This window comes from Rhizobium acaciae (genome assembly GCF_025941625.1).
In the GTDB taxonomy this organism is placed as follows: Bacteria; Pseudomonadota; Alphaproteobacteria; order Rhizobiales; family Rhizobiaceae; genus Rhizobium; species Rhizobium acaciae.
On the sequence record NZ_JAPCZO010000033.1, the window covers coordinates 60353 to 76110 of the forward strand.

20 protein-coding genes are annotated in these 15758 nt (G+C 56.1%); 14 read left to right on the forward strand and 6 right to left on the reverse strand.

Annotation, left to right across the window (positions count from 1 at the left end; all coding sequences use genetic code 11):
• Position 1: 1 nt before the first annotated feature.
• Genes OLZ32_RS34865 through OLZ32_RS34875 form a run of 3 tightly spaced genes read right to left on the reverse strand, consistent with a single transcriptional unit; the run spans position 2 to position 1553 of the window.
• Complete coding sequence (locus tag OLZ32_RS34865) at positions 2–301, reverse strand: type IV secretion system protein VirB3 (RefSeq protein ID WP_264424883.1); 300 nt, start codon at positions 299–301, stop codon at positions 2–4.
• Positions 302–303: 2 nt separating this feature from the next.
• Positions 304–651, reverse strand: a complete 348-nt coding sequence (locus tag OLZ32_RS34870) for a TrbC/VirB2 family protein (RefSeq protein WP_264424885.1) — start codon at positions 649–651, stop codon at positions 304–306.
• 11 nt (positions 652–662) lie between these two features.
• Positions 663–1553 (reverse strand): lytic transglycosylase domain-containing protein, encoded by an 891-nt coding sequence (locus tag OLZ32_RS34875; RefSeq protein ID WP_264424913.1) that lies wholly within the window; start codon positions 1551–1553, stop codon positions 663–665.
• A gap of 228 nt (positions 1554–1781) precedes the next feature.
• On the opposite strand from OLZ32_RS34875, the gene OLZ32_RS34880 reads away from it, so the two are divergent.
• From OLZ32_RS34880 to OLZ32_RS34905, 6 genes are read left to right on the forward strand one after another with little or no spacing between them, the layout of a single operon-like run.
• Positions 1782–2390, forward strand: a complete 609-nt coding sequence (locus OLZ32_RS34880; RefSeq protein WP_264424887.1) for a hypothetical protein — start codon at positions 1782–1784, stop codon at positions 2388–2390.
• Entirely contained in the window at positions 2387–2923 is a 537-nt protein-coding gene (locus OLZ32_RS34885) for a thermonuclease family protein (protein ID WP_264424890.1), read from the forward strand. The genes OLZ32_RS34880 and OLZ32_RS34885 overlap by 4 nt, the downstream gene beginning before the upstream one ends.
• Entirely contained in the window at positions 2920–3615 is a 696-nt protein-coding gene (locus OLZ32_RS34890; RefSeq protein WP_264424892.1) for a thermonuclease family protein, read from the forward strand. Before OLZ32_RS34885 ends, OLZ32_RS34890 begins: the two co-directional genes overlap by 4 nt.
• Positions 3616–4026, forward strand: coding sequence for a hypothetical protein (locus OLZ32_RS34895; protein WP_264424894.1), 411 nt, complete (start codon positions 3616–3618; stop codon positions 4024–4026). It abuts the gene before it with no gap.
• Positions 4023–4604 (forward strand): hypothetical protein, encoded by a 582-nt coding sequence (locus OLZ32_RS34900; protein ID WP_264424896.1) that lies wholly within the window; start codon positions 4023–4025, stop codon positions 4602–4604. Before OLZ32_RS34895 ends, OLZ32_RS34900 begins: the two co-directional genes overlap by 4 nt.
• Before the next feature lie 10 nt (positions 4605–4614).
• On the forward strand, positions 4615–5031 hold the full coding sequence (locus OLZ32_RS34905) for a hypothetical protein (RefSeq protein ID WP_264424897.1): 417 nt from the start codon (positions 4615–4617) through the stop codon (positions 5029–5031).
• 34 nt (positions 5032–5065) lie between these two features.
• Here OLZ32_RS34905 and OLZ32_RS34910 read toward each other — a convergent pair whose 3' ends face one another.
• On the reverse strand, positions 5066–6019 hold the full coding sequence (locus tag OLZ32_RS34910) for a LysR family transcriptional regulator (RefSeq protein WP_264424899.1): 954 nt from the start codon (positions 6017–6019) through the stop codon (positions 5066–5068).
• A gap of 209 nt (positions 6020–6228) precedes the next feature.
• Here OLZ32_RS34910 and OLZ32_RS34915 point away from each other — a divergent pair, with 209 nt between their 5' ends.
• The 7 genes from OLZ32_RS34915 (at position 6229) to OLZ32_RS34945 (ending at position 13774) form a co-directional block, all read left to right on the forward strand.
• Positions 6229–7260 carry an alpha/beta fold hydrolase gene (locus tag OLZ32_RS34915; RefSeq protein ID WP_264424901.1) on the forward strand — a complete coding sequence of 344 codons (1032 nt, stop codon included), beginning with the start codon at positions 6229–6231 and terminating at the stop codon, positions 7258–7260.
• The gene (locus OLZ32_RS34920; protein ID WP_264424903.1) at positions 7229–8179 is read left to right on the forward strand and encodes a ThiF family adenylyltransferase; all 951 of its coding nucleotides are present in this window, start codon (positions 7229–7231) and stop codon (positions 8177–8179) included. The genes OLZ32_RS34915 and OLZ32_RS34920 overlap by 32 nt, the downstream gene beginning before the upstream one ends.
• 56 nt (positions 8180–8235) lie before the next feature.
• Positions 8236–8931, forward strand: coding sequence for a GNAT family N-acyltransferase (locus OLZ32_RS34925; RefSeq protein ID WP_264424905.1), 696 nt, complete (start codon positions 8236–8238; stop codon positions 8929–8931).
• The gene (locus OLZ32_RS34930) at positions 8924–9799 is read left to right on the forward strand and encodes a DMT family transporter (protein WP_264424906.1); all 876 of its coding nucleotides are present in this window, start codon (positions 8924–8926) and stop codon (positions 9797–9799) included. Before OLZ32_RS34925 ends, OLZ32_RS34930 begins: the two co-directional genes overlap by 8 nt.
• A 38-nt stretch (positions 9800–9837) precedes the next feature.
• The gene (gene ectB / locus OLZ32_RS34935; RefSeq protein WP_264424907.1) at positions 9838–11112 is read left to right on the forward strand and encodes a diaminobutyrate--2-oxoglutarate transaminase; all 1275 of its coding nucleotides are present in this window, start codon (positions 9838–9840) and stop codon (positions 11110–11112) included.
• Between the two features lie 24 nt (positions 11113–11136).
• A complete protein-coding gene (locus tag OLZ32_RS34940) occupies positions 11137–12780 on the forward strand; it encodes a long-chain-fatty-acid--CoA ligase (protein ID WP_264424908.1) in 1644 nt (547 codons plus the stop codon).
• 142 nt (positions 12781–12922) lie between these two features.
• Positions 12923–13774 carry a formate/nitrite transporter family protein gene (locus tag OLZ32_RS34945; protein WP_264424909.1) on the forward strand — a complete coding sequence of 284 codons (852 nt, stop codon included), beginning with the start codon at positions 12923–12925 and terminating at the stop codon, positions 13772–13774.
• Positions 13775–13846: 72 nt separating this feature from the next.
• Here the strand turns inward: OLZ32_RS34945 and OLZ32_RS34950 are convergent, their stop codons facing one another.
• Positions 13847–14194, reverse strand: coding sequence for a hypothetical protein (locus OLZ32_RS34950; RefSeq protein ID WP_406650360.1), 348 nt, complete (start codon positions 14192–14194; stop codon positions 13847–13849).
• Between the two features lie 471 nt (positions 14195–14665).
• On the opposite strand from OLZ32_RS34950, the gene OLZ32_RS34955 reads away from it, so the two are divergent.
• Positions 14666–14830, forward strand: coding sequence for a hypothetical protein (locus OLZ32_RS34955; RefSeq protein WP_264424910.1), 165 nt, complete (start codon positions 14666–14668; stop codon positions 14828–14830).
• A gap of 3 nt (positions 14831–14833) precedes the next feature.
• Here the strand turns inward: OLZ32_RS34955 and OLZ32_RS34960 are convergent, their stop codons facing one another.
• A complete protein-coding gene (locus OLZ32_RS34960; RefSeq protein WP_264424911.1) occupies positions 14834–15619 on the reverse strand; it encodes an NYN domain-containing protein in 786 nt (261 codons plus the stop codon).
• Between the last annotated feature and the right edge of the window lie 139 nt (positions 15620–15758).

The window sequence follows — 15758 nt, forward strand, 5'->3', positions numbered from 1 at the left end:
ATTACGGCCCGTAAGAGTTGGTGCCCCAAAAGCGCTTGTTGGGCGTGCGGGGCGTTTTGCGCGAGGTCACCTGCAGCACGTCTAGGATCTTGTTGTCCCAGGTGCAGAGCGAGAACAGGACGAGGTAGGCGACCGGCGCAATGAGCAACGCCAGAAGATGGTTTGTTGCCAGCCAGCCAATGATGGTGATGCCGACGATCAGCACCACCGCCATGTAGGGCACACCCCAAAGCGTTGGTGATTTGGTTAAGCCAATCACCAACGGCGTAAGAGACGGCTTTTCGTCCTGAAACTCGCTCATGATCAGTTGCCGCCGCCGACTGACGAAATCATCTGGTCAACGATCGACGGAGCACCAAACACAAGACCAATGCCAATGACGACCGCGCCCGCCGTAAACCATGAAAGACGGCCGGCGAAGGCGAGGAAGCCAAGTCCGATGACGGCGATGATCGCCATCAGGCGGCCGAAGGGACCGGTGATGAAATCGACGATCATCTGGACTGCGGTTTGAAGCGGCGCGAAGGCGCCCCCTCCGGCAGCCTGCGCAAAGGCGATATCGGCGCCAACGATCTGAATAGCGGCCACGAGACCGAACAGAGCCGCAAGCTTTACGGCCTGAGACTTCCCCGTTTGCATTGCATTCTGCATACTTCTCTCCTTCAAAAGTGCATCACACCGCCGACAAACGCGCCGGTTTTCTTCACAGCGATGACACCAGCGTCCCCGCTGTCATTTGCTTCCGGGACCGCTTGCTGAGCGGGCTTTCTGGATTTGTCTTTTGCCGCCGGCATGGGCAGCCCGAGCTGATAGTTCACGACCTTGGCGACGTATCCGACCGTTTCCTGGAAGGGCGGGATGCCACCGTGTTCATAGATCCGCTGTTCGCCGCTGTTGTAGGCGGCCGCTACGAGTAGCGGGTTTTGGAACTCGTCGAGCAGTACCCGCAGATACTTCATGCCGCCCTCGATGTTCTGCGCCGGATCACAGACATCCTTGACGCCAAAGCGAGCGGCCGTAGCCGGCATGAGCTGCATCGGCCCGCGAGCACCCTTGGGCGAGTTGCGGCTTTGATCAAAGCCACTCTCGGCCCAGGCGATTGCCGCCGCGAAGACTTCATCGACGCTGTATTTCCGCGCCGTCTGGACAACCAAAGACTTAATTTCGTCAGTGTTGAGCGGAGACGGACCACATTCATGCACGTCATTGGTGCTGCCGTTAGCTTGAGAATTTGCATCAAATTGCGTTATTGAGCCTGTCGGTAGTTGCGGATTCTCAGCATTCTTCGCTGTGCCAATGCTGGTAACAGCATAGCCTAAAGCTGCATCAAATTGGTTCGAACCCATAATTTTTGGTTGGTTTTCATCTGCGTTGTCGATCTGCTTTGCGACGCCATCAGCGCCAAGGACGAACTCCTTTTCGGACCCATTCCATCGTTCGTCAAAGTTCGTTGCAAGCTCAGCATTACTCTGAGTCTGCCAAGTGCCTTTATTATCAGCAATATTTCTAGTTTTATGACCGTCTTGGGCGTGACAAATCCCGCCCAAGATCATGGTCAAAAGGGCAGTCCCCGCCAACGCGGCCTTACCCGAACTGCCTGCAATCCTAGCCCTTTTTTCCATCGGCCCCCGCCAAACTTGCGGTGTTGTGATTGACGCGAAAACTGATTAAGTTGGTGAACGCGTGACATCGATTTGGTTCAGCGATACACTTTTTTGCTGCACACTTAAACCCCTTTTCGCGGGGTAATAGACCGAAGCAATATGGGTAAGGGCTAGAAAATGAAACGGATGATAATTGCTGCAGTCGCAAGTTGCGTAATGGCAACACCCGCCTTGTCCGTTACGGACATCAACAAGGACTACATCAAGTCCCTGGCAGCACCGGGAAAGACAGTGCTGGTGATCGAGTATTATGACGGGAGCGGTAAAGTCGGCGACCGCAAAGGCTATGCAACAACAGCGGGCTTCAAGGCTGTTTCGCCGACTGACTTCCGCGTAGACGAGAAAACGACACTGCGCCTTTATGGGCTTGAGCCTTGCAAAGGCGAGATGGTCAATCGCAACGAAGACTTCGCCGGGACCTGCACCGACTTTGCGCAGCAGCAGCTTCAAATCATGCTGCAAAACCCCAAGGTCGTATTTTGCCGCGCCTTCGTGAGCGAGCAAGGTGCCCCGGTCCAGAACGCGACTTGCTACGGCTACTATAATTTTCCCGGAAGCCTCGATTCCGTCGATATGCTTGAAGAGCAGCTTCTATCGCTCGGTGCACTCCGCCTCTCAAAGAAGCCAGACGGAACGCCTGTTCGTCCAGATCTCGCCAAGGCCGAGGAGATCGGCCAGAAGGGCTCATTCGGAATGTGGGCCGATCCGAGGGTTAAGGGTCAATGAGAAAGGCTCTTCTCCTTCTTTCGGCTCTCTTGCCAACTACCGCCATGGCCGCGCCCGATGGATATTTTGATCTGCTGCCGGGAGTCACCTTGGAAACCGGCGATACGTGGACCTCGGACGGCAAGCGCTTCCGGCTCTATGGAGTTCAATCATGTTTGCGCGGCACTTCATATACCGACAAGCATGGGCAGAAGCGCGATTGCGGCGAGGCCTCCCTTGCCGTGTTTGCTGCCTACATCAAGGACACCAAACCTGTATGCGCCCCGGTGGCGAAGAAGGATGATACCGCCTACGTCGTCTGCTACGCCACCGTCGGAAAACAACGGCTGGACCTTGCGAACGTCCTGATCACAAGTGGATACGCCTTCGCAGCCCTTAACGGTGAGGGCCTGCCCTATCACGTCCCTTATGCCGTGGCCGAACAACTTGCTCGAGATAAGCGAGCAGGCCTCTGGCAATTTGAAGACGTTCAGCACCCGGCCATTCTACTGAGCCGTGAGGTGAATGCACGAAACAAGAAGGCAAACCCATGAAGCGATACCTGTCCGCAGCCGCGGTTCTTACTGCGATCGTCCAACCCGTTACGGCAGCTGATCTTGTCAAGAACCCGGCGGCGGCGACCAGGCAGCAGCAGGATTGGTCCGATGTTCCGGCATATCCCTTCTACAAAGGACGTGTTGCGGTCATGGATGGCCGCACCCTATGGTATCCACAATATGCGCAGCGCGTGCGCCTCGTCGACATCGATGCGTGCGAGCTCCCCCAATGGGCTCTTGATCCGAAATGGCTGAACCGCGAACGGCAGAAGGCACCTTCGCCAGTTCCTTGCGGCCCGCTCGCCAAAGCCTGGCTCAAAAGGACCGTAGGTAACAAGCCGGTCGAATGCAGCGTCGTATCCTATGGCAATGACGGAATCCCACAGGCACGTTGCACATCGGGCGGGCGCGACATTGCGGTGGAAATGCTTCGCGTCGGCTGGGCGCGTCTGGCGTCCCCTTACTCATATAACAGCCAGTACCTAGCTTATCAGCGGCACGCAATGGCCGCTCGCTATGGCATGTGGGCCACCTATGTCCTCGACATGAACGAATGGCGACGCAAGGCAGTGGACAAGACGTTAGACCGTCAGCCGATCGCTGATGCCAACCTCATCGCCCAGCGCGAAAGTGAGATTTCACCTCCCTTCATCGACGCACGCAGGAAGCCTAAGAGGACAGACCGATAGTTGCTCGACTTCGCTCATATTGCGAACTCGTTCGCAACGGATCCGCTGGCAAGCCTGCTGCTCGCCATTCCGCTGTCGTTCGCGCTGGTCGCCGTCTCGGAAAAAATCTGGTGGGTGCACGCACCGTTGGCCGTGGGGCTCCTCATCGTCTCAATCCTCTTTCTCGATCAACGTCATCTGGCGCTCGACTGCTTCCTGGTCGGTCTTTTCGCCTTTCCGCCGCTATGCCGGGACATCCCCAATCAGCCGCTTCTCTTTCGGATCGGGATCTTCTGGTTCTCAGTCTTCGCGCTCATCGCGGCCGTCATCTATGCGGCCGGTTATCGGGTGCAACACGTCGCTCCGATCGACAAGCTGTTCGTCGGTCGGGCTTCTTCAGCCGCAACGATCAATGAGGACAAACTGATATGAAACGTCTGCTTTATGCCGCTGCGGGTCTTACCGCTCTCGCTTTCGCGCCAACAGGTGCAAAGGCTGAGGATGCTTCCTGGGGCTGCCAAGTGCTGCTTTGCGCTGCCTCACAAAACCCGTCGTGGCAAGGCGTTCCCTACTGCGTCCCGCCAATGAAAAAGCTCATCTCCGCAATGTCAAAGCCTGGGTTCGATTGGCCTATTTGCCACGAGGCGAAAGCCGGGGAACCTGGCAAGGAAGTCTTCGAAGAATGCCCTGCCGGCTCTCAACCCGCCTCGAGCAGCAATGGAGATGATCATAGCTTCCGCGATGAAAAGGATCTGTGCGTCCGCATCGTAGACAAGTGCAAGGATCGCTCTGAATTCCATCGCCTGTATGGAAACGACGAAGCCAATGAGCAGGGCCGTATCACGCTCGAGGTCATTCGAAGCGGTCGCGATGACGATTTCTGGAATCAAGACAACGGCTGCAAGGTGAAAGTAACGTCGCCCCGGCCCCGTCGGGCGGACCCCTGGTTTTTTGACATTCCAAATGACAAGGGCGTCAAAGAGCGCTTCTGGTTTAATCTCAGAACCTAAGGGGAGCCCTATGAACCAAAATATCCTGTTGGCGGTCGCGGCGAGCGTCGGCCTCGTAGCCGGAGCTGGGGGCACTTATCTAGCGACCGCAGAGCCAAAGGTGGAAGCTCAGGCTATTTCAAAGGCCGAATTGGTCGCTGCTATTTCCGCCGACCCGTCCCTCTGCCCGATCCCGACAGTCGAGGCGCCATCGGAGGCCGAAGCAACAGCGGCCTACCGCAAAGCTCACGCGGCGTCTCCCCTCGTTTGGGACAGGAACAATATGCCGGAAATTTCCGTGGCACTCGGCCAGTGCGACAAAGCCGGTTCAGGCCCAGGCGTAGCCTGCATGACCTCAGTCAAAATGTCGCCTGAGGCGCAGCCCATCGAAAGGATTGTCGGCTTTGCCAAATCAGCATCCGGCGAGTGGATCGCGACAATCAACTAATCGTAGAAAAGCCCGCTGAACGCGGGTTTTTCGACTAAGCTATGGGAGGAATGTGGGCTGCAGCGAGGCCTGCAATTTGAGGCAAAGGCGCTGAGCTATACCCGCCACCTTCCCGCCCCTTCGGGGAATGAGCCTGATGTTTTAAACTCTCCCTCATGTGCTCGTAAAAGCGATCGTGAATCCTATTTTGCCGATCTTTATTGCGTAGCACCGAGATTTTCACATGAGGCAGCGATGGTAACCCAAACCTCCCATCTATGATGCTCCCCCCATGTGGAACCGTGCTTTCTTCCAACGCAGAGACAACTCGGCCGGAGAGGATTGCCGAATGGATAGAAACGATGCTGTTGCTGGAATAAACGAACTTCCATTCACGATTGTTTTGATTGAGTGAACGGATCATTACGTCGCGGCAGACACATCCGAGCGGGAAACCGGTCAAGGGTACTGGTTCAGAATCAGTGATCTCGGTTTCCGAGGAACCTACCCATACCAATCTCTCCGTTCGGAGAGTTTCACCCATTTGCTCGTCCGCCATGACCGGCGTGAGAAGGATGTCGATCTCGCCCTTTTTCAACTTTTCGAGATTCTGGTCACGGTTCGAGCAGTTCACGGTCATCGTGACATTCGGATGTGCAGCCGAGAACTCGTTGAGGATTTCCGGAAGCAATATAACGGCGTAATCATCGGATGTTCCGACGCGAATCTCCTCTCGCCGTTTCATCGATCTAAGATCGGACTGCAACTCATCATTCAACCGCAGGATCTCAACTGCGTACGGTAAGAGGGCGTCCCCTTCATCCGTCAAACTGAGCGATTTTCCAGAACGGTAGGTTAATCTGCAACCCAGAATTTCCTCCAGCTTTTGCATTTGCATGGTTATCGCGGATTGGGTGCGGAAGAGGATTTGGGCGCTACGTGTGAAGCTTCCCGTATTCGCTATCGTGACAAACGTTCTAAGAAGGCTGGTCTCTATATTTTGCAACATGAACCTATCCTATGAGCACCGCTGCATCCGGTAGCGCAGGCATAGTGCCATCTTACGCTCATTATACAAGTTGCAAAACAGCGCAAACGTCGCGCAGCACTATCAGAAGCGCTGATGCAACTATCAGGCGTTTAAATTTCCCTGAGTAAATTTGTCCAGTTACGGTGAGAGCAGAAAGACAGAGCTCGATCTGCTTGAGGAGAAGCGATTTGCGAGAAGGTTTAGATGAGCTTTCGGGGTGCATAGTATCCCCCGTCCCAAGTATATTCCATGAAGCAAACCTCGCTTTGGTCCGGCATTCTTCCAATAAACCTGGGTTTGAACGTACGCCGGTGTTGTTTTTCCATGGTGCCACCGTTCCAACATTGATGACGTCCGCCTATCGGATCGATGGGCAATCTTGGTTTGATGCGTTGGCTGCCTCCGAACGATCAATCTACGGGATCGATCTCCTCGGTTATGGTGAGTCTGATCCATACCCACCAATCGCCGAGGATGCCGGCGTTGACCCTAGCGAGTTCGGAGCTGGCGAGAGGCTTATTCCGGAAATAGACGCAGTTGTCGATCTGATCCGGGCAGAGAACGGCGCGGAGAAAGTTCACATCATAGCGATCTCACGCGGAGCCATCCCTGCCGGCTACTACGCGACCGCCCATCCTGAAAAGGTGCAGAGCATCACCTTTCACGGCCCGATCACACGGCAATCTGGCTTGGGCGCCGCGGTTGTTCAGAAATACTTCGGAACACCGACGCTGCCGCCAATCTCCCACTTCGCCGTAAGTGCGCATGAAAGGTTCATCCTGCTGCGAGACGATCGGCCTGCCGGAACGCCATCGCCGCTAGAAGACGACTTTGTCCGCAATTGGGCAGCTGTCTACAGTGAGCGTGTGCACGGTGATCGAAGCAAGATTGGCGAGCCCATCAAGGCACCCATGGGCTTTGCGGTCGATATCAGCAGTGCCTGGGACGACGTCTATTTCGACGAAAGTCGACTGACGATGCCGACGTTCATCATTCGCGGAGAATGGGACGAATACCTGACGCCGGCCGCGAGTTGCCAACGGATGTTTGAAAGAGTTTCAAGCGCAAAGAAACTCTATCTCCAGCTCCCCGAGGGAACGCATTCGATGATGTTTGAGCGATGCCGGCACTCCGTGCACCGCTATACGAAACTGTTTCTCGAAGAACACGACAACAACGGAGGAAGTTATGCAAAAGAAACCCCGCATCATTACGCTTGAAGGCAAGAAGGACCCGGCATTCTACCGGGAGCGGACTAAGCGGAACGAGCTGTTCGTCGGCATAGGTCGCGAACAAATGGCGCGCTCGCAGGAGAAACTTGCCAATGCTGTGGTCGGCGTGGCCGGCGCAGGTGGACTGGGTGGTGGCCTCGCCATGATGCTTGCACGTCTCGGCGTGGGGCACATCAAAATCTGTGACCCCGATAGCTTCGAGGTTTCGAACATCAATCGTCAACTCGGGGCGACTCCCGAAACGATCGGGCACAACAAATCGATCGTCGTTGGCGAACTCATTCATCAGACAATGCCGGATGTGACTGTCGAGATTTTTCCGGAGGGAATGCAAAAGCATGTCGCGAAGGAGTTCGTGGAAGGTTGCGATCTCCTTGTCGACTGCGTCGACTTCTATCTCGTCGATCAGCGCTACGACATGCACAAGGCGTTTCGTGAAAGTCCAACCTGCAAGAGCTGCGTCGCCGGCACGGTGGTCGGGTGGGGTGCAAACGTCTACCATTTCACGCAAGATGGTTTGACGCTCGAGGATTTCTATGGGATCCCGGCCGACGCCGCGCAGACCGAAGAGGTGGTCGACAAGCTGGTGAAGCTCCAGGCGTCGTTCCTGCCGCGCTTCCCCAGCAAGGACGCGATCTACGACTACATGCGCGATACGGGCAATGTTCCCATCCTGTCTCTCGCTCCTCCTCTTGGCCAATACATGATCGTGGCTCGCGCCGCCCTGATCCTCATGGGGCTCGACAAAGCACCCTACTGCACTGAATTGCCGCCGATGCCTTCGTATCTCTGGATGGACGCTTCGACGATGGAGTGCGGGGTCTACGAGTTCAATGGCGCATTCGTCAACGAAGACGAATTCGAGACGCACTTCAAAAACTTCGAACCGGAACGTCTCCGGGCCTAATCAAACCCTCTACGCTTCGAGACGGTGATCCCATGACAATCGAGATAGGAGAAGGCATGTCCCAGGATTCTGTTGTAACCCGGCTGGCCAACACCGAAGCAGATATGCTGGGGGTCACCTCTCTATGGCGCAAGGTTTACGGAAACGAGTTTGGGTGGCTGAGCGCCCAAGCGGATCCGTACACCGACGGTTTTCACGACCGTTCCACCTATTATGTCGCTTGGCTTAATGATGATCTCCCGATTGGTACCATGCGCATTGTCAAAGCGCAGGAGATGGGCTTCCACATCACTGACGCAGTCGATGTGCGCGCTCTTTCGAGCCGGCAGCCAAAGGTGGTCGAAGTCCAGCGTCTGATGGTTGTGCCGGAGTTCCGGGACAAACGTTTTCCGGGGGCACCGTTCGGCGTCTACGGCTGCATGGTGAAGGCATGCCTTCATCATGCGATCGCCAATGGTATAGATACGGTCCTTGCCGATTGCCACCGCGACATGGCGATCAGCCCGCTGAAGTCCATGAAACAAATGGGCTTCACGGAAACGGGCGAGACTTACGTCGACAGCATGAACGGCCTGATCTGCGTCATCCTCGCGATCGACACGAAGACGTGGCTTCGGAACATCTACAACAACCAGAACAATTTCAATCGATATCTTCTGGATATCGGCGAGTGGTCGGTCACCCAATCGGACACCATGAACGCAATTGGACTCACCGGTCTTCCGATAGTCAAGGAGCACGCCCATGCTTGAAACAAGAAACACCGCGGTCATTGAGCGCCCCGGGGAGATCATCGGCATTCTGACGATTGTCGCCGCACTCCAAATTCTGCCCTTCTCCGACATCATGGCCAAGTATCTTTCGCTGAGCCTGCCGATTATTCAGGTCATTTGGGGCCGATTCTTCTTCCACTGCATCGCTACTGGTGCCTATTCGTCGATCGTCTACGGTCCGCGATTCCTACGGCCGACGTTGTCGGCAATGTTGGTGTTGCGAAGCGCTGCATTGTTCGCCGCAGTGGCATTGTTCTATGTGACGATCCATTATCTCCCGCTGACGACGTCGCTGACACTCTGGTTCGTCGAACCGTTTATCCTGACATTGATGGCGGCTGTGATCCTGAAGGAAAAGGTATCGCCCTATCAATGGTTGGCCGTTCTGGTTGGATTTATCGGGATCCTTGTCGCCACAAGGCCGACGCTCGTTGCGTGGCATTGGGCGTACCTGGTTGGATTGCTTGCCGGGTTCTTCTACGCGCTTTTTCTTTTCTTGACGCGTTTCATTGACGCCAAGGTACCCGCGGTCGTTTCGGTCTACCACACAGGGCTCGTTGGAGGTGTCATCGCTTCCTTCGCGGTTATCCCTTACTGGACGAACCCGATGCCGGAACAATGGGTTCTGCTGATTGCCACCGGCATTGTGGCGGCAGTTGCGCACCTCCTCATCATAAAGTCTTTCGAGTGGGCAAGTGCGAGCACGATCGCACCCTTTACCTATACCGAAATCATCATGGGCGCGGTGCTGGGATACCTCGTCTTCTCAGACATGCCGGACGTCTGGGTGTTCGCTGGCCTCGCTATCGTTGTCGGGTCAGGCATCGCGCTGGCGAAAGGGAAATGAGCAGTCAGTAATTGGAGTTTCAATTAGGGGAGGCTGGGATGGACCAGTTGGTGGTAAATTGCGCAGAATCTGAAGTTCGCAGCTATTGCCGGTCCTATCCGGCGACCTTCTCAGCTGCCAGAGACTCTCATCTGGTGACCGAAGACGGCGAGCATTATCTCGACTTTCTCTCCGGTTGTGGGTCTCTGAACTACGGACATAACAATCCGATCCTGAAGTCGGCCCTGTTGAAATACCTTGCAGCCGACGGCATAACCCTGGGGCTGGATCTCAAAACCACTGCCAAAAATGCGTTTATGGAAGTCTTCGCCAAGCGGATACTTGCGCCCCGCTCGCTTTCCTACCGGGTGCAGTTCCCCGGCCCGACTGGTGCAAATGCGGTGGAAGCAGCGATAAAGCTTGCGCGTAAAGCGACTGGACGAACCAACGTCGTCGCCTTCACAAACGGCTTTCACGGTTGCTCCCTGGGCGCGCTGGCGCTTACGGCGAATTCCCACAATCGAGGGTCATCAGCTCCGTTGCTGACGGGAGTTCATCGCGCGCTCTATGACGGCTATCTTGGGCCAGATATCGACACCGCCGACATTCTCAGACGCCAGCTCGACGACCCCTCAGGTGGGATCGACAAACCGGCTGCGATCATTGTTGAAATCGTCCAAGGAGAAGGCGGCCTGAACGTCGCAAGCCGGGGGTGGCTGCAAAAGATCGCAGCTATTGCGACTGAACATGGTGCCTTGCTGATTGTCGACGAGATTCAGGCTGGTTGCGGACGATCAGGACGTTTTTTCAGCTTCGAAGACTACGACGTCGCCCCGGACATCGTGACCATGGCGAAGTCTGCGTCGGGCTTTGGACTGCCGATGTCGTTGGTACTTCTAAAGCCGCACTTGGATGTTTGGCTGCCGGGAGAACACAACGGAACATTCCGCGGTAACAACCACGCTTTTGTCACTGCCGCTGCTGCAATCGAGCACTATTGGGGTGAAGATGCGTTTGAGAACGAGGTCAGACGCAAGAGTCGCCTCCTGCTGGACCTGCTGACGGATTACTGCGACAGTCGGCCGTTCCGACCGAAGGGAACTGGCCTTATGCAGGGGATCGACGTCAAGGATCCCGCGCTCGCCGCCCGCGTCAAGGCGGAAGCTTATCAGCAGAGACTCATTGTTGAACTGTGCGGACCGTATGACGAGGTCATCAAGCTGATGCCTCCGCTGACGATCCTCGAGTCGGAGTTGATCGTGGGAACAAAACAACTTCTCACGATAATCGACAACGTAGCGCATGCAGCGATCTGCAGTCCCCAGAGCCGATAAAGTGAGTTAGACGAGGAGGCTGACGTGCGTGGATTAATGATGGACTACCCCTTGCTGCTGTCGTCAGTTTTGCGGCATGCCGCAAACTATCATGGCGACGTGGAAATCGTTTCTCGCACTCCCGAGGGAGGTATCCACCGCTGCACCTACGCTAACCTCTACCGTCGCAGTCAAAAACTTGCGAACGCGTTGGCGAACTTGGGGTTGAGGCGTGGTGACAGGGTCGGGACGCTCGCGTGGAACGACTTCCGGCATATGGAGCTCTACTATGGTATCTCCGGTTCCGGCTTCGTTTGCCACACCATCAACCCTCGCCTGTTCATCCGCCAGATCGAATACATTGTTGATCACGGCGATGATCGCGTGATCTTTGCCGACCCCGCCTTCCTGCCAATTCTTGAGCAACTTGCGCACAAGCTCAAAAAGATGGTCGCAGTGGTCATCATGACCGACGAAAAGCACATGCCGAAGTCTTCGGTACTACCTGCCATGGTGTGTTACGAAACGCTCTTGGCTGGGGAAGCCGACGCGTTCGATTGGCCGGTGTTCGATGAGAATACAGCCTCCGGTCTCTGCTATACGTCTGGCACCACCGGCGACCCAAAAGGAGTCCTGTATAGCCACCGCTCTTCAGTGCTTCACGCAATGGCTATCTGTGTGCCCGATGTATTGGGTTTCTCTGCTAGTGACGTTGTGGCGCCCGTCGTTCCCATGTTCCATGTGAATGCATGGGGCTTTCCCTATGCTGCGCCGATGGTGGGGGCAAAGCTTGTCCTTCCAGGACCACGGCTCGACCCCGCCAGCCTGTACTCCCTCTTTGAGGCGGAGGGGGTGACTTTCGCGGCAGGTGTGCCGACGATCTGGCTCAATCTGTTGGATTGGACCGACACACAAAGTCAAAGTTTCGCAGCGCTCGAACGCGTTGCAATCGGCGGGTCAGCGGTACCGCCTGTCATGGTTGCTCGGTGGCAAGACAAAGGAATTAGGGTCCAACATGCGTGGGGAATGACAGAAACAAGCCCAGTTGGCCTTTCGGCCACTCTGAAAGGCAAACATGGCGATCTTTCGGATGCGGACAAACGGAATCTGCAGATAAAGCAGGGCCGACCGGTGTTCGGAATGGAATTCCGTATCGAGGGTTCCGACGGAAGTGAGATTATCAAGGACGGCAAAGAAATCGGCTCGATGAAGGTCCGAGGCCCCTGGGTTGCAAAGTCCTACTTCAATGCTCCGGAAAGCGTAGGCCACGTGGCGGACGGCTGGTTTGATACCGGGGATGTCGTCACGATGGATACAGATGGCTTCGTGCAGATCGTGGATCGCACCAAAGACCTGGTAAAATCAGGCGGCGAGTGGATCAGCTCAATTGAGTTGGAGAATATCGCCCAAGGACATCCAGCGATCAAGGAGGCGGCAGTCGTTGCCAGGCCGGATAAGGTATGGGGCGAACGACCTGTTTTGGTTGCCGTTCTCACGCCAGGATCGGAATTCACGCAAGATGATCTGGCCCGCCTTTACGACGGCAAAGTCCCTAAATGGACCATTCCCGACGACGTCTATATCGTCTCGGAGCTTCCTCACACAGCGACCGGAAAAGTTGCCAAAGTCGTCATACGGCAGACCGTAATTGATAGTGGAGTAACGAGCATCCCCGAGAACGCTGCCTGACAAAAGCAGTTCGAATCACCGTGGGCTTCTTTTGACATGCCCACTGGTTTGAGAGGGTATCGCTTCCATGATCTCAACTCGATCTAATCGGAAGAGCGTGCACCGCTCGATCCAATTGCTTTGTTCAGGGAGACGAGCTGAAATGTCCTACGTCAATCCAACCGAGTTCGTGGTGAAAATGATCGATGCCGGAGCGGCAAAGATCTTCATGTCCACCCGTGACACGCTGATCCGAGCATTCATGGCGGGTGCCATTCTCGCATTGTCTGCAGCCTTTGCGGTGACCATCACCGTCCAGACAGGCGAGCCGCTGGCCGGCGCGATCCTGTTTCCAGTCGGCTTCTGCCTCCTCTATCTGATGGGCTTCGACCTTTTGACAGGGGTCTTCACGCTGGCGCCGCTTGCCCTGATCGATAAGCGAAAAGGTGTTACAGCGGGTGGCGTCCTGCGCAACTGGTGGCTAGTTTTCGTCGGCAACTTCGCGGGTGCATTCATGGTCGCCGTGATGATGGCGATCATTTTTACCTTCGGCTTCAGCGAGGCTCCCAACGAGGTTGGGCAGAAGATCGGCCATATCGGTGAAGGTCGTACGTTGGGCTACGCGGCGCACGGCTCGGCCGGTATGCTGACGCTCTTCATCCGTGCCGTGCTTTGCAACTGGATGGTCTCGACGGGTGTTGTCGCCGCTATGATGTCGACTTCCGTATCAGGTAAGGTCATCGGCATGTGGATGCCGATCATGCTCTTTTTCTACATGGGCTTCGAGCATTCGATCGTTAACATGTTCCTGTTCCCGTCGGGCCTGATGCTTGGCGGCAAGTTCTCGATGATGGACTATCTTATCTGGAATGAGATTCCCACGGTTGTCGGCAATCTCGTTGGGGGCCTCACCTTTGTCGGCCTGACGCTCTATTCGACCCATGGCCGTAAGCGCGTGGAGCCGCCGCGACCAAGCGGCGGTTTGATAGGACCGGCCGGCTTTCCTGCGGAGTAAGCGATAAGCACCGCTCTGTCTGCGGCGTTCGCACGGTCCGTCGAAGAACATCGACCCTCCTGAGAATGCCCCCTACTCTAAGACCGAATTCATCTCATTGGCGTGCAGGGTGCCCCGTGTCGCTATCAGGTAAGCCGCCATATAAATCAGTTTCCGCCTCGATTCCCAATCGTCCCGTGGTCTGTAGTTGACGATCGCCAGGCGGCTGGCTTCTTCGTCACGCGCGACGCCCAACAGTCCGTTTATGTAGGCGACGCTCGTAACTTCGCCAGCCACCCTGCGATCATCCCACGCACGAACCGCATCTGCGGTCGCCAGTTGCGCCGCTACGTGCCGATCCATCAACTCATCAAGGGAAACCGCAGTTTCCGCCCTGCTCTCTTCCATCATAGCAACCTCAATCCCGGGTTCTAGCGTCACTCCCTGGCCTCCCAAATCGGAGGGGAAAGCAGGAGCCCCGCTCCTGCTCCCCGAGTTCGCGCGGAGCAGCGGAAGAGAGGGGGACAAGCGCTAAACCGGAGGGGGATCACCCACCCGCAGGGCCAGTCGGGACAGCCGGCTGGTGCTGCAGGCCATCGGCCGAAGCATGGGGAGACCGGTTTAGTGCTTGTGGGGGAGAGAGGGCAGCGCTCTTTCTCCCCTCTCAGTGAGTTGAATCTATTGGCCTTCGGCCGAAATACGGTGCCATACGGAGAGGTATTTTCTCTCTCTCAACATAAGTCGACCGTACCGAGCTGACGGGCCTATATAAATGACAGTCGGTTTCCCCCAATTTTGCCGCAAGCGACAAAATCGGCTCCCCCATCTGCCCTTCGGGCCGCCACGGCGGTCATTGACATAAACCCCTCAGCTCGGGGGCGAGCCTCTGTTTTTCAATCAGAGGAGCTGACGATGACTACATATGATCACATTCAGGAATTGCGGGCTGAGTTGGCGGCATCGATTGACGCTGGCGAGCGTCTGCAGATTACGGCCGAGTTGGAGCGTGCCATAGCTCAGCACGAGCAGGAAGAGGCCGCATTCGATGCACAGATCAGCGCAGATCCGCCTCAATAGGGATCAGCGATGATCTTTCCTCAGTTTTACCATGATGATTTTTGGATTCTCTCCGGTGCGCTCGACATCGACGATGCCAGATGCTTCGGCCAGATCGCTAAGACGAGGAAAGCCATAATTACGAGCATCGAAATCCGGTGCTTGCTTTGCCAGATGTGCGCCGACGCGAGCAAGATTGGCGCGTCCGTCTTCATCGGCCGAGGCGGTCACGGCCTTGACCAGCATGTCGAGCGCGGCCTTGTCAAGCGCCGGCTTCGTCGCGACAGACTTGTTGGCCGGCGCGGCATCAACAACAGGCTTCTTCGGTTTCGACGCCAGGACGGCCGGCTCAGACGCTTCCGGTGTAGCGGCATTGAGCACGTCGAAATAGACGAACTTGTCGCAAGCGGTGATGAACGGACGAGGGGTTTTTCGCTCTCCGAAACCATAGACGGTAACGCCCTGTTCCCGCAGGCGGGCCGCCAGCCTTGCGAAGTCACTGTCGCTGGATACGATACAGAAGCCTGAGAAACGGCCGGTATAAAGAAGGTCCATGGCATCGATGATCATCGCACCGTCGGTGGCGTTCTTTCCGGTTGTGTACGCGAATTGCTGGATCGGCTGGATGGAGTGCTCAAGCAGGCACTCCTTCCAGCCTTTAAGATTTGGTCCGGTCCAGTCGCCATAGATGCGCTTGACGCTCGCCACCCCGTAATTGGCGATTTCGGTGAGCAGGCCGGTGACGATCTTTGGGGACGCGTTGTCGCCATCGATCAGCAGTGCGAGGGACGGTACGTTGTCAGTTGCCATAGTTTAACTTTGTGCCAGTCAACCGCCGAAGTTGCAATCGTTGAGCTGAAAACGCTGCCTTCTTCATTGAGCCGTCGCTTGCGCCACGAACGCGGCCCAAACTCGCTTGACCTGGCTGACACTGCAGCCGGCTAGCTTC

Coding starts and splice junctions, on each gene's coding strand:
- OLZ32_RS34865 (WP_264424883.1), bottom strand. CDS start 301: ATGAGCGAGTTTCAGGACGAAAAGCCGTCTCTTACGCCGTTGGTGATT.
- OLZ32_RS34870 (WP_264424885.1), bottom strand. CDS start 651: ATGCAGAATGCAATGCAAACGGGGAAGTCTCAGGCCGTAAAGCTTGCG.
- OLZ32_RS34875 (WP_264424913.1), bottom strand. CDS start 1,553: ATGATCTTGGGCGGGATTTGTCACGCCCAAGACGGTCATAAAACTAGA.
- OLZ32_RS34880 (WP_264424887.1), top strand. CDS start 1,782: ATGAAACGGATGATAATTGCTGCAGTCGCAAGTTGCGTAATGGCAACA.
- OLZ32_RS34885 (WP_264424890.1), top strand. CDS start 2,387: ATGAGAAAGGCTCTTCTCCTTCTTTCGGCTCTCTTGCCAACTACCGCC.
- OLZ32_RS34890 (WP_264424892.1), top strand. CDS start 2,920: ATGAAGCGATACCTGTCCGCAGCCGCGGTTCTTACTGCGATCGTCCAA.
- OLZ32_RS34900 (WP_264424896.1), top strand. CDS start 4,023: ATGAAACGTCTGCTTTATGCCGCTGCGGGTCTTACCGCTCTCGCTTTC.
- OLZ32_RS34905 (WP_264424897.1), top strand. CDS start 4,615: ATGAACCAAAATATCCTGTTGGCGGTCGCGGCGAGCGTCGGCCTCGTA.
- OLZ32_RS34910 (WP_264424899.1), bottom strand. CDS start 6,019: ATGTTGCAAAATATAGAGACCAGCCTTCTTAGAACGTTTGTCACGATA.
- OLZ32_RS34920 (WP_264424903.1), top strand. CDS start 7,229: ATGCAAAAGAAACCCCGCATCATTACGCTTGAAGGCAAGAAGGACCCG.
- OLZ32_RS34925 (WP_264424905.1), top strand. CDS start 8,236: ATGTCCCAGGATTCTGTTGTAACCCGGCTGGCCAACACCGAAGCAGAT.
- OLZ32_RS34930 (WP_264424906.1), top strand. CDS start 8,924: ATGCTTGAAACAAGAAACACCGCGGTCATTGAGCGCCCCGGGGAGATC.
- ectB (WP_264424907.1), top strand. CDS start 9,838: ATGGACCAGTTGGTGGTAAATTGCGCAGAATCTGAAGTTCGCAGCTAT.
- OLZ32_RS34945 (WP_264424909.1), top strand. CDS start 12,923: ATGTCCTACGTCAATCCAACCGAGTTCGTGGTGAAAATGATCGATGCC.
- OLZ32_RS34955 (WP_264424910.1), top strand. CDS start 14,666: ATGACTACATATGATCACATTCAGGAATTGCGGGCTGAGTTGGCGGCA.
- OLZ32_RS34960 (WP_264424911.1), bottom strand. CDS start 15,619: ATGGCAACTGACAACGTACCGTCCCTCGCACTGCTGATCGATGGCGAC.